The following is a 14,597-nucleotide window of genomic DNA, read 5'->3' as shown; positions in this document are numbered from 1 at the left end:
GCAGGGTTTGGGCCAGCACGTCCAAGCGTTCGGCGGCACCTCCATGGGCACGCGGCCGGCCCAGCGCGCCCTCGTCGTCGACCATGTCCGCGGCGGCCAGCAGGTGCAGCCGGGCCAACGCCTGCAGCGGCGCCCGCTCCCAGATTCCGACCAGGTTGCGCAGTGCATCGCCGTCCAGGGCCTGCCCCACACGTAACGCACCGGCCAGGATCGGGTCGGCGACCGCGCCGTCGGCGGGGAGTTCGGTACTGCCGCCGTCGAGTGCCGCCGAGGATCGCGCGGCGCGCACCGCGGCCTCGGCCGCGGTGGTCGGCCAGCCCCGGCGATTGGTTTTGTGCCGGTGCACCTCGGCCAATGCGTCGCGGGCCTTGTCGGCGGCGGCCCGGACGCCGGGCAGTTCGGTGAGGGGCGCGAGCGGATCGGTCACGGGGTAGCAGGCTACGCGGCGCGGCGGCAGGGCGGGCGCGAGACCCGCGTGGTTCCCGTTACCCGGCGAGCAGGTCCCGCCCCGGGATGGCCGCGAGCAGGCTGCGGGTGTACTCCTCGGCAGGGGATTCGAAGATCTGCTCGGTCGGTGCTGCCTCGACGATGCGGCCGTCGTGCATCACCAGGACCTCGTCCGCGATCTGGCGGACCACGGCCAGATCGTGGGTGACGAAGAGATAGGTGAGACCAAGGTCGCGCTGCAGGCGGTCGAGCAGGTCCAGGATATTGGCCTGGACGAGCACGTCGAGCGCCGAAACCGCCTCGTCGCAGACCAGCAGGTCCGGTTCCAGGGCCAAAGCCCGGGCGATGGCGACCCGTTGTCGCTGCCCACCGGACAGTTCGTTGGGGTAGCGGGACGCGATATCGGCCGGCAGCGCGACCTGGTCCAGCAGTTCGCGGACCCGGGCGTCGCGTTCGGCACGGGTCCCGAGGTGGTGCGTCCACAGTGGTTCGGCGATACACCGGTGGATCGAGTACATCGGGTCGAGCGAGGCGTAGGGATTCTGGAAGATCGGCTGCACCCGGCGGCGGAGCCGGGTCAGTTCGCGGCCCGACAGCCGCGCGATATCGGTACCGTCGAAAACTACCGACCCCGCGCTGGGCTCGAGCAGCCCGAGGACGAGCTGGGCGATCGTGGATTTTCCGGAGCCCGATTCGCCGACCAGCGCGGTGGTGGTGCCGCGGTCCAGGCGGAACGAGACGTTCTCCGCGGCCGTGCTTTCCCGGGAGCGCCACGGGGCCGAACCACGTACCCGGTAGCGCTTGGTGAGCCGGTCGGCCACCAGGATCGGTTCCTTGCCGCCCGGCCGGACCTCGGCATCGCGGATCCGTCCCACTCGCCGCCCGGCGGCCAGCGAAGGTGCCGAATCGACGAGTCTCCGGGTGTAGGCATGCCGCGGATCCCGGAGCAGTTCGAGCGCGGGGCCCGATTCGACGACGCGGCCCCGATACAGCACGACCAGGTGTTCCGCGCGTTCGGCGGCCAACCCCAGATCGTGGGTGATGAGCAGCATGGCCGTGCCGAATTCGCCGGTGAGACTGTCGATATGGTCGAGAATCCGGCGCTGCACGGTGACATCCAAGGCCGAGGTGGGTTCGTCGGCGATCAACAACGCCGGTCGCGCGGACAAGGCCATGGCGATGAGCGCGCGCTGGCGCAGCCCGCCGGACAGTTCGTGCGGGTACTGGCCGGCCCGGTGTTCCGGGTCGGGTATTCCGGCAGCGCGCAGCAATTCGACTGTCCGCTCCCGGGCCGCCCGGCCGCGGGCTACACCGTTGGCGACCAAGGTTTCCCGGATCTGGAAGCCGATCGTGTAGACCGGGTCGAGATTCGACATCGGATCCTGCGGTACGAAGCCGATTTCGGTCCCGCGCACGGCCACCAGCCGGGATTCCGGCGCACCGGCCAGTTCTGTACCGGCGAAGCGGATACTGCCGCCGGCGATACGCCCGCCGGGCGGCAGCAGGCCGAGGACGGCGTGCGCGGTGGTCGATTTGCCGGATCCGCTCTCTCCGACGATCGCCACGGTTTCGCCGGGGTACACGCTGAGATCGGCGCCGCGGACCGCCTCGACGCGGTCGTCGCCGGTCCCGAAGGTGATATGCAGATCCCGGATCTCCAGCAATGGGCGGTCGTCGGTGGCACCGGTCATGATCGCTTCCTGTCTCGGGTCCGGGCCCGCCGGGTTTTCGGATCGATGGCATCGCCCAGCGCGTCGCCGAGCATGATGAAGCTGAGCACCGTCAGCGCCAGGGCGGTGGCCGGGTAGAACAGGATCAGCGAACCTCCGCGCAGCTGCTGCTGGCCGGTCGCGATATCGGCTCCCCAGGAAACCTCGGTCGGTGGGAGGCCGACGCCCAGGAACGACAGTGTCGCCTCGGTGACGATGAAAACGCCCAGCCAGATCGCGGTCACCACGATGATCGGGCCCACCGAGTTCGGCAGGACATGGCGGATGAGGATACCGAGACGGGAGACGCCCAGAGCCCGGGCGGCCAGGACGTATTCGCTGTTCTTCGCCGCGATCACCGAACCGCGGGCGATACGCGCCGCCTGCGGCCAGGTGAAACCGGCCAAGGTGACGATCACCAGCCAGATGGTGCGCTCGGTGGACAACTGCATGAGAACGATGGCGGCGAGCATGAGCGGGATGGCGTAGACGATCTCCGAGATCCTGGAGATGATCGAATCGAGCAGTCCGCCGTAATAGCCGGCCAACGCCCCCAGAGTTGCTCCGATCAGGACGAACAACGTCGCGGCCCCCACTCCGGTGAGGATGGAGGCCCGCGCCCCGTAGACGGTGCGCGCGTAGATATCGCAGCCCTGTAGGTCGAATCCGAACCAGTGCGCCGAATTCGGTGGCAGCAGACTGTTGCCCACCAGGCAGTAGCGCGGGTCCTGGCCGGTGAACAGCCCGGGGAACGCGGCCACCACGACCACGAGCAGAATGAGCGCCGCCGCGATCCAGAACAGTGGATTGCGGCGCAGATTCTGCCAGGCCTGACCCCAGAACCCGCGCGGTGCGCCCGCGACCCGGACCCGATCGGTGGGCTCCACGGTCACCGCGTCCGGTTCGGCGACCCAGCGTTGCCGGCCGGGCCGGCGGGGCAACTCATCCGACATTGCCGCACTCCTGTTCAGGCATAACGGATCCGGGGATCGAGTACCGCGTACAGCAGGTCCACCACGAGGTTGGCCAGCAGGAACACCACGATCAGCACCGTGACGAACGAGACCACGGTCGGCGCTTCACCCCGCACCACCGCCTGATAGAGGGTGCCGCCGACACCGGGGATGTTGAAGATGCCCTCGGTGACGATCGCGCCGCCCATGAGCGCGCCGAGGTCTGCCCCCAGGAAGGTGACCACCGGGATGAGGGAATTCCGCAGGATGTGGACGGGGACCACGCGGCGCCGGGGCAGGCCCTTGGCCGTCGCCGTGCGCACATAGTCGGCATCACGATTGTCCGCGACGGAATTGCGGGTCAGCCGCAGGACGTAGGCGAACGAAAGCGACCCCAGTACCAGCGCGGGCACCACCAGGCGACCCCAGCTCGCATCCGCGCCGACCGTGACAGGTGCGATCCCCCATTTCACGCCGAGCAGGAATTGTGCGAGGAAGCCGAGGACGAAAACCGGTATCGCGATCACCAGCAGGCTCACCACCAGCATGGCCGAATCGAACAACTTGCCCTTACGCAATCCGGCCAGAACACCGAACAGCACGCCGAGCACCGCCTCGAACACCAGCGCCAGGATCGCGAGCCGGAAGGTGATCGGAAATGCGCGGGCCAGTTCGTCTTTCACCGAACGGCCGGAGAACGAAGTGCCGAGATCGAAGGTGAAGATGCCTTTGAGGTAGTAGAAGTACTGCACGAAGAAGGAGCGGTCCAGGTGGTACCGCGCGCGCAGTTGCTCCTCCAGGGCGGGGGTGAGGGTGCGGTCACCGGCCAGCGCCGCCACCGAACCTCCGGAGATCTTGTAGATCAGGAAGTAGACGAGCAGGGTGGCGCCGAAGAACACCGGAACCATCTGCAGCAGACGCCGCACTACGTACCAGGCCATACGCGCTCCTCACGCCTGCAGGGTCCGGGCGTCATATCAACTCGAGGTTCTCGAAATCCGCCATTCCGTTCCAGCCGAAGGTGACCCCGCGGACGCGGTCGGAGTATCCGGACGAGTTCACATAGTCGAAGACCGGAATGGTGGGCAGATCGTGTAGGAGAACCGTCTGGGCCCGGGCGACGAGCGCCCACGATTCCGGATCGGTCGCCGCGGCTTCGGCTGCCGCGATGAGAGCGTCGAATTCGGGGTTGTGGTAGTCGAAATCATTGGTTTCGGAATGACTCAGAAAGGAGGGCTCGAGGAACTGGAGCATGGTCGGATAGTCGCCCTGCCAGCCGGACCGGAAGGCCTTACCGACGGTCCGCGAGGTGATCTGGTCGCGTAACTGTTTGAACGTTGGATAAGCCGCCCCGACCGCCTCGACACCGAGGGTGTTCTTGATACTGTTCGCGACCGCGTCGACCCAGGGCTGGTGATCGCCGTCCGCGTTGTACGCGATCTCGAAACGGCCGCTCCACGGTGCGATCTCGTTCGCCCGCGCCCACAGCCTGCGCGCTTCGTCCGGATCGAACTCGAGAACCTCCGATCCCGGCAGGTCGTCGTCGAAACCGGGCAGCACGCTGGAGGTGTAGTCGCGGGCGGGCGCGCGGGTACCGCGAAAGATCTTGTCGCCGATGGCCTGCCGGTCGATCGCCCGCGATATCGCATGCCGGCGCAGCCGCCCCTCCTCACCGGAGAAATGCGGGAGACCCGGTTGCGTGCCGATCCACTGGTTCTTCGCGGTCGGCGCGGCGACGGCACGATCCCCCAGGTCGGCGTGGACGACGGTCAGTGCGCTGGTGGGAACCGTATCGAGCACATCCAGGTTGCCGGCGAGCAGATCGGCATAGGCGGCATCGATATCGGAATAGAAGACGAAAGTCAGGCCCTTGTTCCGGGCCGGCCGCCCACCCCGGTACGACTCGTTCGGCACCACATCGAGTTTCACATCGTGCTGCCACGCATCCGGTCCCGCGAAACGGTAGGGGCCGTTGCCGATCGGGTGCTGCCCGAATGCCTCCATATCCGCGAACGCCGCCGCGGGCAGCGGGTAGTAAGGGGCATAGGCCAGGCGGGTGCGGAAATCGATGGTGGGTGCCTTCAGGTCCACGGTGAAGGTGAGATCGTCGAGCACCCGCAGACCCGACATGGTCTGCGCCCGCGGCGGATCGGCCTGCACATCCTCGAAACCGACGATCGGCTCGTAGGTATAGCTCTGCAGCTGAGCGTTGGTGACCAGGGCGCCGTAGTTCCAGGCGTCCACGAATGAGTGGGCGGTGACCGGTGAGCCGTCGCTGAACGTCCAGCCGGGTTCCAGGCGGATACGGTAGTGCTGCTGATCGGTGGTCTCGATGGATTCGGCGACCTCGTCGTGCAGGCTGCCGTCGGCGGCGATCCGGCGCAGCCCCGCGAACAACCGGTCGACGATCCGCCCGCCGCCGTTCTCGTTCGTATTCGACGGCACCAGCGGATTCTGCGGCTCCGAACCGTTGACGGCGATGGAATCACCCAGCGCCGGCGTCACCGTGCAGGCGGGCAGCACCGCCACAGCGGCCAGTACCAGCACCAGACCGATCGCCCGCCACGACCACGACGCTCCCCGCACCCAAATTCCCCGCTCGTTCGCTCCGCTCGGTGTCAAGAGTTGCCCGAGGATACCGGCACACGCTCCGGCACGCGCGGCTTCCCGAACTTCCGCCGGATCGCGGACGACCGTTCATCCGCTCCCGGCAGCCGTTCATCCCATGTCCGCGGCCTTTCGTCCGGGGCTACGCACGGCCGGGCCCGGGAGAGTTTAGGGTCACAGTCAGCCCTCATGGTGCAGGTAACGCGAAGGAAGTGACTCAGATGACCGAAACGCCGGACGCCTACCCGCCGAGCGCGGAGTTCGCTGCCGCGGCGAATGTGGATGCGGGTATCTACGAGCGTGCCGCGCAGGATCGCGAAGGGTTCTGGGCAGAGCAGGCCGACCACCTCCACTGGCACCAGCGCTGGAACCAGGTGCTCGACTGGAGCGAGGCTCCGGTGGCGAAATGGTTCGTCGGCGGACGCCTGAATGTCGCTTACAACTGCGTGGACCGCCACGTCCTCGAAGGTCGCGGCGACAAGGTCGCGCTGCACTGGGAGGGCGAACCCGGCGATTCCCGCACGATCACCTACGCGGATCTGCTCGCCGAGGTCGGCCGGGCGGCCAACTATCTGACCTCGCTCGGGCTCACAGCCGGCGACCGGGTGGCGATCTACATGCCGATGATCCCGGAGACCATCGTGGCGATGCTGGCCTGCGCGCGGCTGGGGCTGACCCATTCGCTGGTTTTCGCCGGGTTCTCCCCGACCGCACTCCGCCAGCGCATCGACGACGCCGAGGCTCGCCTGGTGATCACCACCGACGGCCAATGGCGCCGCGGTAATCCCGCACCGCTGAAAGAAGCGGTCGACGAGGCACTGTTCGCGCACGGTGACGTTCCGTCCAGCGTGGAACACGTACTGGTGGTGCGCCGGGTCGGTATCGAGGTGACCTGGACCGAGGGCCGCGACCTGTGGTGGCACGAAACAGTCGCCGAGGCCGAGCCGGCCCACGAGGCCCAGGCCTTCGATGCCGAACATCCGCTGTTCATCCTCTACACCTCGGGCACCACCGGTAAACCCAAGGGCATCCTGCACACCAGCGGCGGGTACCTGACCCAGACGAGCTACACCCACCGCGTGGTGTTCGACCACAAACCGGAAACCGATATCTACTGGTGCACCGCCGATGTCGGCTGGGTGACCGGGCACAGCTATATCGTCTACGGTCCGCTCGCCAACGGCGCCACCCAGGTGCTCTACGAGGGCACCCCGAACTTCCCCGACGAGCACCGGCACTGGCAGATCATCGAGAAGTACGGGGTGACGATCTACTACACCGCGCCGACGCTGGTCCGCACCTTCATGAAGTGGGGTCGCCAGATCCCGGACGCCCACGATCTGTCCTCGATCCGGGTGCTCGGCTCGGTCGGCGAGCCGATCAACCCGGAGGCCTGGCGCTGGTACCGCGATGTGATCGGCGGCGGTACCGCACCGATCGTCGACACCTGGTGGCAGACCGAAACCGGCGCCATCATGATCTCCCCGCTGCCCGGTATCACCGCCACCAAACCGGGCGCCGCCATGACCCCGCTGCCCGGTATCTCGGCCACCGTGGTGGACGAGGAGGGCAACACCGTGCGCCGCGGCGAAACCGAGGCCAACGGGTACCTGGTCCTGGATCAGCCGTGGCCGGCCATGCTGCGCGGAATCTGGGGCGATATGGAACGCTACCGGGCCACCTACTGGGAGCGTTTCGCCGAACAGGGCTGGTACTTCGCCGGAGACGGCGCAAAACTCGATGTCAACGGCGATCTCTGGGTGCTCGGCCGGGTCGACGACGTGATGAACATATCCGGGCATCGCATCTCCACCGCCGAGGTCGAGTCCGCTCTCGTCGGCCATTCCGGAGTCGCGGAGGCGGCGGTGGTCGGCGCCACCGACGAAACCACCGGTCAGGGCATCGTGGCCTTCGTGATCCTGTCCGCCGGCGCCACCGATACCGGCGCGGCCATGATCGACGAATTGAAGGCCGAGGTGGCGCGCGAGATCAGCCCGATCGCCCGCCCGCGGGAGATCCACGTGGTACCGGAACTGCCCAAGACCCGCAGCGGCAAGATCATGCGCCGGCTGCTGCGGGATGTGGCCGAGGGGCGCGAACTGGGCGATACCTCCACCCTGGTCGACCCGCAGGTCTTCGAGAACATTCGCGCGGGCCGTTCCGAATAGGTCACTCGCCGGGCCCGGGACAGCCGAAGCTTCCCGGGCCCGCACGGGGCAGGGACGCCCCGAACGGCACGGGCGTAGGCAGTCACGAGCGCTGTCCGGCTGGGTCCCTCGAACAGCTCTTGGTGCCCCGCACGGATATTTTCCGAATCGGGGCAGCAGTTGGTTGCTCGCACAGCCGGCCATGCGCCATCGCACACCGCTGCGGCCGGCCGAACTGCCCGAGCAGAAGATCGGCGGCTCCGCGACGGTAGGCTGGACCCGCGGAGATCCGCATAGCAGGGTGCGCGGCGTGGTGGCGCATCACGGATCGATCCGGGGTCGAACCCGTTCAGAGGTGCGCGGGCGGGCGCGCGATTACCGACCGTTAAGATTGCATATGGTGTGCCGGGAAGTCTGGTCGGCGAGATGGTCGTGCGCTCGCCGGTGACAACCCGGTCGAGCGGACGCAACAATTGTCCGTACGACCGAAAGGTTCCCCGTGCTGAGTAGCCCCCGGTCGGAACTCGCCAGATATCTGCGCACCGAAACCGTGGGCGGTTCACTGCTGTTGGTCGCCGCCGCGGTGGCGTTGCTCTGGGTGAACTCACCGTGGGGTGAGAGCTATCTGACTCTCACCGAAACCCATCTGGCGATCCCGCCCCTGCACCTCGACCTGACGGTCGCGGACTGGGTCAAGGACGGGCTGCTCGCCGTCTTCTTCTTCGTCGCCGGGCTCGAACTCAAACGCGAACTCGTGGTCGGTGAACTGGCCGATCCCAAACGGGCCGCGCTGCCGATCATCGCGGCCGTGGGCGGTGTGGTAACCCCCGCGCTGATCGCCTACGGCGTCGGTTTCGGTGTCGAGGGTATGGACCGCGCCTGGGCCATCCCCGTCGCCACCGATATCGCCTTCGCGCTCGCCGTACTGGCGATGACCGGGTCCCGGATTCCCGCCAGCGCCCGGGTCTTCCTGCTCAGCCTCGCCGTGGTGGACGATCTGATGGCGATCTTGCTCATCGCGGTGTTGTTCACCACCGGTCTGGCGCTCACCTGGCTGCTGGTAGCGCTCGCATGCTGCGCTGCCTGGTGGTTCGCCCAGCATCGGCGCTGGAACTCGCCGCTGATCTATATCCCGCTGGCGCTGCTGTGCTGGTACGCACTGCACGAAGCACATATTCATCCGACCCTCGCCGGGGTCGCGTGCGGCTTACTCACCCGCGTCCGCACCGACGAAGGTGAGGACGAAGCGCCCGCCACCCGCTGGGAGCACAAGTTCCAGCCGATTTCGGCCGGTTTGTGTGTACCGCTGTTCGCGCTGTTCGCCTCGGGTGTGCCGATCAACGGCGAGGTCCTGGGGAATCTGTTCACCGAACGGCTGTCCCTGGCGATCATTCTCGGCCTGCTGCTGGGCAAGACCATCGGCATCTTCGGGATCAGCTGGCTCGCGATCCGCACCGGGCTCGCCAAACGCCCCGCGAACCTGGGTTATCGCGATATGTTCGCCCTGTCGGTGCTGGGTGCGATCGGGTTCACCGTTAGCCTGCTCGTGGCGGAACTCGCATTGGAGGACTATCCCGCATCCGCCGAATTGGCCAAAGCCGCGGTGCTGGTGACCTCCATGGCCGCATCGCTGATCGGTTCGGCGCTACTGTTGCGGCGTGGGCGTGTCCACCAAGCGCAACGTGACGCGGATGCGCTAGAACCAGAACAGTAAGACCGAGCAGAATCGGGACAGGGAGAGGGTCGACCACGTGAGTGTCACACAGGGCGGTAACGGCGACGGCGCACGAGGCGGCACAGTCACCTCGATTCCGCTGTCCGAGATCGACCCGCATGCCTCGGCCAGTTTCGGCAGCCTGGTCCGCGACGCCTCCGAACAGGTCTCGACCCTGGTCCGCGCCGAGGTGGCGCTGGCCAAGGCGGAGGTCACCGGTGAGATCAAGAAGGGCTTGCAGGGCAGCGTCTTCTTCATCGGCGCGCTGACCGTGCTGCTGTTCAGTAGCTTTTTCTTCTTCTTCGCGGTTGCCGAAACGCTGGATATCTGGCTCACCCGCTGGGCCGCGTTCTGGATCGTCTTCGCCTTCATGATCTTGGTCACGGCCCTGCTCGCATTCCTGGGTTACCGGAAGGTCAAGAAACTGCGGGCACCGGAGAAGACGATCGATTCGCTCAAGCAGACCCGCACGGTGCTGCCCTCCGGAATCGGCAGCCACGACACCCCCTCCGCGCTGGAGAAGACCACGCGCTGAGCGGGTCAGACACCGGACGCGGCCGGGGGTTCACTACGCTCGGACGCCGTGGCGTCGAACTTTCCCCCGGACCCGTCGAGCGTGCGCTACGACGGCGTCTGGACGCACCGTGATGTGCACGCCAACGGGATACGGCTGCACGTAGCTTCCGCGGGCCCCGGCGACAACCGCGCCGGGGCCGGTGACCCAGCGCCGCAACTGGTGGTGTTACTGCACGGATTCGCCGATTTCTGGTGGACCTGGCGGCATCAGCTCACGGCCCTGGCCGAACTCGGATATCACGCCGTCGCGGTCGATCTGCGCGGCTACGGTGACAGCGACAAACCCCCACGCGGTTACGACGGCTGGACCCTGGCCGGCGATATCGCGGGGCTGATCCGCGCACTCGGCTACAGCGACGCGACGCTGGTCGGGCATGCCGACGGCGGTCTGGTGTGCTGGGCGACCGCGGTGCTGCATCCGCGGCTGGTACGCGGAATCGCCGTGGTGTCCTCACCGCACCCGGCGGCACTCAAGAGCTCGGTATGGCGCGACAACACACAACGCCGGGCCTTCCTACCGGGCTTCCTCCGCGCCCAGCTGCCCCGGTATCCGGAACATCTGCTCACCCGCGAAGACGGCCGTGGGGCCGCCGATCTGCTGACGGGCCGCAGTTCACCTACCTGGGCCGAGACCGCCGAATGCGCCGATACCGCGGCCCGGATGGCTTCGGCGATCCGGATACCCGGCACGGCTCATTGCGCGCTGGAATACAAACGGTGGGCATTCCGCAGCCAATGGCGTCCGGACGGGCGCCGGTTCATCGCGGTGATGCGCAAACCCGTCGACATACCTGTGGTCTCGATGCGCGGCGAATTCGATCGCTACATTCTCCCGCATACGGTCCACCGCGCACCACACCTCTCGCCGCGCCGGCGGGTGGTGACGGTCCGCGATGCCGCGCATTTCGCGCACCAGGAGAATCCGGAGGCGGTCACCGCCGAGATCGTCAAACTCCTCTCCGGCGAAGACCGCCGAAGCCGCGACAGCTAGGCCCGAACACAGCAGTCCGGCCCGTATGCGCGACTACCGGACTCAGCTCAGCACACAGGGGCCCGTGGCAACCGGCACCGTCGACGAGGGCGCCGCGGTGATCCGTTCGTGGACCTCGTTCAGCGTCAGCACGTATCCGGTGTCATCGTCGGTGACGGCGGCACCGAAGACCACGCCCAGCACATTGCCCTCGGTATCGACCAGCGGCCCACCCGAGTTGCCCGCCCGCACCTGCCCGCGCACGGTGTACACCTCGCGTTCGACGGTCCCGTCACGGTAGATGGTGGGCCCGCTCAGATCCAGGGTTTCCCGGACCCGGGCCGCGCTCGCGGTGTAGCGGCCGCCGCCCGGATAACCGAGCACGATCGCGCTTTCGCCCGAACCGGCCGCTTCCGGCGCCTGCGGGATCACCGGCGCCGTGAGACCGGGCACCGACAGCACCGCAATATCCATGGACGGATCGAATTCCACCACTGAGGCTTCCAGCGGGCCCGCGGCCGAATCCACGGTCACGCTGGTGGTTCCGGCCACCACGTGCGCGTTGGTCATCACCCGCTCCGGCGCCACGACGAACCCTGAACCCTCCAGCGCGCGCTGGCAACTCGGCGCGACACCGCGGATACGCAGGACACTCTGCTGCAGCGATTCGGCCACGGGACTGGCCAGCACACTCGGATCCGGAGGTTCCACCGCCGCGATGGGAGCGCGCCCGAACGGCCCGATCACATCCGGCAGCCCCGAGGTGTTGAGCAGTTTCGAGAACTCGTTGGGCAGTTTGCGCAACCAATCCGGGGCGACCCGGTTGACATCGGCGAGCACCCGGGAGCTGTTGATCGCCGAGGCGATGGCCGGCTGCGACGAGGTTGCCAGCGGTAGCGCAAGCAGCCACGCCGTAACCAGTACCGCGCCGGCCATGAGCACCGCGCCGACCGTGCTGTCGGCGCCGCGGGCGAAGGGATGCCGCATTCCGCTGCGTGCCGCCCGGCCGAGCACCATCCCGGCGATCTCCCCGACGATCACCAGCAGCACGATGAGCAGCACACCGGCCAGAACCCGGCTACGGCCCTCGTCGATGTGCACGAGAATATGCGGGGCGATCAGGATCCCGGCGACAGCGCCCAGTACCACCCCGAGAAAAGCCAGCGCGGAACCGACCGCGCCCTGGCGCCATCCGGAGGTGGCCGCCGCCAGCGCCAGGATGATCACCGCGATATCGAGCCACGCCGAAGAGCTCACAACACCATCCCCACCGCGGCCAGCGCCTGCTCCAGATCACGCACGTCGGTTCGGTCCCATTCCGATTCCCAGCCCAGTGAAGTCATGAGTCCGGCCAGTATGCCGCCGGTGAGGCCCCAAACCAACATTCCGTCCACCTGGAACGCCGGGCCACGGTAGCCGAGCGCGCTGCGCACAAGGAAACGGTTCGCCGGATCCAGCAGGTCCGCCATCGGCACGCGGACCACCCGATCGGTTTCTCCCCGATCCATGACGCGTACTTCGCTCGGTGTGTGCCAATAGGCGACCACCGGGGTCACATCGAAACGGGAGGGCGGTACGAACAGCTCGGGCAGGGTCGTGACCGGTACGACGCCCGCGCGGTCGAGCCCGGTCTCCTCCCAGGCTTCGCGCAGCGCGGTATCGACCGGGCCGTCGTCACCGGGATCGACCGCACCACCGGGGAAGGCGACCTGGCCGCGGTGCTGGCGCATGGTGGAAGCACGTTGCGTCAGAAGTACCTCGGCATCCGCGGGCAGGCCGCCCGGCGCCGCCGGATCACCGGCGGGGTCACCGGCGAACAGCACCAGTACGGCGGCCTTGCGTACCTTGCCCGCCATGGTGCGGCGCAGAATCCGCGTCCGCCCCAGGGTATCGGTGAAATCGGGCTGCCCGGGACCGGCCGCCCTGCTCAGCCAGGGCGGCAATTGTTCTTCGGTCATGCGGTAACTCCCAGGGCACCGGCCACGGTATCGGCGATATCGGCGACATCGCGGAACGGGCGGGCGACGTATTCGGCAATCGAACCATCCGGCCGGATCAGCACCGTGATCGGTAGCGCATTCGGAGCATTCGCTGCCGTGCGCACCCGGGCGTCGGGATCCTGCAGGCCGGGCAGCCGCAGTTCCGGCCGGTGCCGGGCGCGGAGATCCTGATTCAGCGCGGCCAGCAGCGATAAGGCTTTCGCCTCGTCCGGATCGCTGTGCACGGTCAGCACCCGCACCGCGGAACCCGCCCGGTCCGCATACTCCTGGAACAACGGCAATTCGGCCCGGCAGGGCTCACACCAGTAGGCCCACAGGTTCAGCACCATCGGGGTGCCGGTCATCCGGCCGGGCGTGGCGCGAGTGCCATCGGCGAGGCAGGTCAGGACGATATCCGCCAGCGGTCCCGCCGCCGGCGGGGAATCGGAGCCCGGGGGGCAGATCGCGGCGCCCGAGGCCTGCCGCAGCGCGGGATCGACCCCGCGGGCAGGTTCCGGAGATGCCCCGGTGCCCTCGGAATCCGAACCGCCGCGCGGCCACAACGCCACCGCCGCCGCCAGAGCCACAATCACTGCCGTCAACGCCCATTTCCACAAAACCGGTCGGCTCACCGGCCCACCAGTTCGAGCAGATGTGCGGCCTCCGGTCCTTTCACCAGAGCCGCGGCCGTATCGGGATCGGTCGGGCCGGCGCCGAACGAAGGACAATCCTTGGCCAGGACACACACACCACACGCAGGTTTACGGGCATGACAGACACGGCGCCCGTGGAAGATCACCCGATGGGACAGCAGTGTCCACTCCTTGCGTTCGATGAGCGCACCCACGATGTGCTCGACCTTGACCGGATCCTCCTCGGTCGTCCAGCCCCAGCGACGCACCAGCCGCCCGAAATGCGTATCGACCGTGATACCCGGAATCCCGAACGCGTTCCCGAGAATGACATTGGCAGTCTTGCGGCCGATCCCGGGCAATCGGACCAGCTCCGCCATCGTGTGAGGTAATTCACCGTCGTGCCGTTCGAGCAGCGCCTGTCCGAGACCGATCAGCGAATTGGCCTTGTTGCGGTAGAAACCCGTCGGCCGGATGAGTTCCTCCAGCTCCGTACGGTTCGCCTCGGCATAGGCCCGGGCATCCGGATAGGCGGCGAAAAGCGCCGGAGTGGTCATATTCACTCGTACATCCGTGCACTGCGCCGACAGGATCGTGGCGACCGCCAATTCCAGTGGATTACCGAAATCCAATTCGCAGTGCGCATCCGGAAATGCCCGCGCCAGCATCCGGTTCATACGGCGTGCACGGCGCACCAGACCCAATCGGGTTTCAGCCGGTCGGGAACCGGTTTTCCGATTTCGTACCCCGCCGGAAACCGAGGGCGCCGCATCCGCGGCGGCTGTTCCGGAAAGGGGGCTTCCGGCGGTATCGGAGGGGGAGATTCGCACCCATCCACCATACGGAACCCACCGACAACCTTG

General features: G+C 67.4%; 12 protein-coding genes and 1 pseudogene. 4 read left to right on the top strand and 9 right to left on the bottom strand.

Annotated features, from left to right (window positions below):
- The 5 genes and pseudogenes from ON22_RS01355 to ON22_RS01335 all read right to left on the bottom strand — a co-directional run.
- A pseudogene (locus tag ON22_RS01355) lies at positions 1-427 on the bottom strand (oxidoreductase); the annotation flags it as partial.
- 58 nt (positions 428-485) lie between these two features.
- Positions 486-2,138 (bottom strand): dipeptide ABC transporter ATP-binding protein, encoded by a 1,653-nt coding sequence (locus ON22_RS01350; RefSeq protein ID WP_033243936.1) that lies wholly within the window; start codon positions 2,136-2,138, stop codon positions 486-488.
- A complete protein-coding gene (locus ON22_RS01345; protein WP_033243935.1) occupies positions 2,135-3,109 on the bottom strand; it encodes an ABC transporter permease in 975 nt (324 codons plus the stop codon). Before ON22_RS01345 ends, ON22_RS01350 begins: the two co-directional genes overlap by 4 nt.
- 14 nt (positions 3,110-3,123) lie before the next feature.
- Positions 3,124-4,050: an ABC transporter permease gene (locus ON22_RS01340; RefSeq protein WP_033243934.1), complete on the bottom strand. Its 927-nt coding sequence runs from the start codon at positions 4,048-4,050 to the stop codon at positions 3,124-3,126.
- A 31-nt stretch (positions 4,051-4,081) separates the two neighbouring features.
- Positions 4,082-5,695: a peptide ABC transporter substrate-binding protein gene (locus ON22_RS01335; RefSeq protein WP_051157034.1), complete on the bottom strand. Its 1,614-nt coding sequence runs from the start codon at positions 5,693-5,695 to the stop codon at positions 4,082-4,084.
- A 242-nt stretch (positions 5,696-5,937) separates the two neighbouring features.
- Between ON22_RS01335 and acs the strand changes: the two genes are divergently transcribed.
- From acs to ON22_RS01315, 4 genes are all read left to right on the top strand, one after another.
- Entirely contained in the window at positions 5,938-7,884 is a 1,947-nt protein-coding gene (acs, locus tag ON22_RS01330) for an acetate--CoA ligase (RefSeq protein ID WP_033243933.1), read from the top strand.
- Positions 7,885-8,365: 481 nt separating this feature from the next.
- Positions 8,366-9,577 (top strand): Na+/H+ antiporter NhaA, encoded by a 1,212-nt coding sequence (nhaA, locus tag ON22_RS01325; RefSeq protein ID WP_033244481.1) that lies wholly within the window; start codon positions 8,366-8,368, stop codon positions 9,575-9,577.
- Positions 9,578-9,614: 37 nt separating this feature from the next.
- A complete protein-coding gene (locus ON22_RS01320; RefSeq protein WP_033243932.1) occupies positions 9,615-10,112 on the top strand; it encodes a phage holin family protein in 498 nt (165 codons plus the stop codon).
- Between the two features lie 48 nt (positions 10,113-10,160).
- Entirely contained in the window at positions 10,161-11,144 is a 984-nt protein-coding gene (locus tag ON22_RS01315) for an alpha/beta fold hydrolase (RefSeq protein WP_033243931.1), read from the top strand.
- 42 nt (positions 11,145-11,186) lie between these two features.
- On the opposite strand, the gene ON22_RS01310 is transcribed toward ON22_RS01315, so the two are convergent.
- Genes ON22_RS01310 through nth form a run of 4 tightly spaced genes read right to left on the bottom strand, consistent with a single transcriptional unit; the run spans position 11,187 to position 14,438 of the window.
- On the bottom strand, positions 11,187-12,380 hold the full coding sequence (locus tag ON22_RS01310; RefSeq protein WP_033243930.1) for a MarP family serine protease: 1,194 nt from the start codon (positions 12,378-12,380) through the stop codon (positions 11,187-11,189).
- Positions 12,377-13,081 carry an NUDIX hydrolase gene (locus tag ON22_RS01305; protein WP_033243929.1) on the bottom strand — a complete coding sequence of 235 codons (705 nt, stop codon included), beginning with the start codon at positions 13,079-13,081 and terminating at the stop codon, positions 12,377-12,379. Before ON22_RS01305 ends, ON22_RS01310 begins: the two co-directional genes overlap by 4 nt.
- A complete protein-coding gene (locus ON22_RS01300) occupies positions 13,078-13,734 on the bottom strand; it encodes a TlpA family protein disulfide reductase (protein WP_051157033.1) in 657 nt (218 codons plus the stop codon). Before ON22_RS01300 ends, ON22_RS01305 begins: the two co-directional genes overlap by 4 nt.
- The gene (gene nth, locus ON22_RS01295) at positions 13,731-14,438 is read right to left on the bottom strand and encodes an endonuclease III (RefSeq protein ID WP_051157032.1); all 708 of its coding nucleotides are present in this window, start codon (positions 14,436-14,438) and stop codon (positions 13,731-13,733) included. Before nth ends, ON22_RS01300 begins: the two co-directional genes overlap by 4 nt.
- Positions 14,439-14,597 lie beyond the last annotated feature (159 nt).

It is taken from the genome of Nocardia carnea NBRC 14403, from assembly GCF_000308515.1.
GTDB lineage: Bacteria > Actinomycetota > Actinomycetes > Mycobacteriales > Mycobacteriaceae > Nocardia > Nocardia carnea.
The sequence above is the reverse complement of the archived record's forward strand: the minus strand, read 5'-3'. Positions and strand labels throughout refer to the sequence as shown.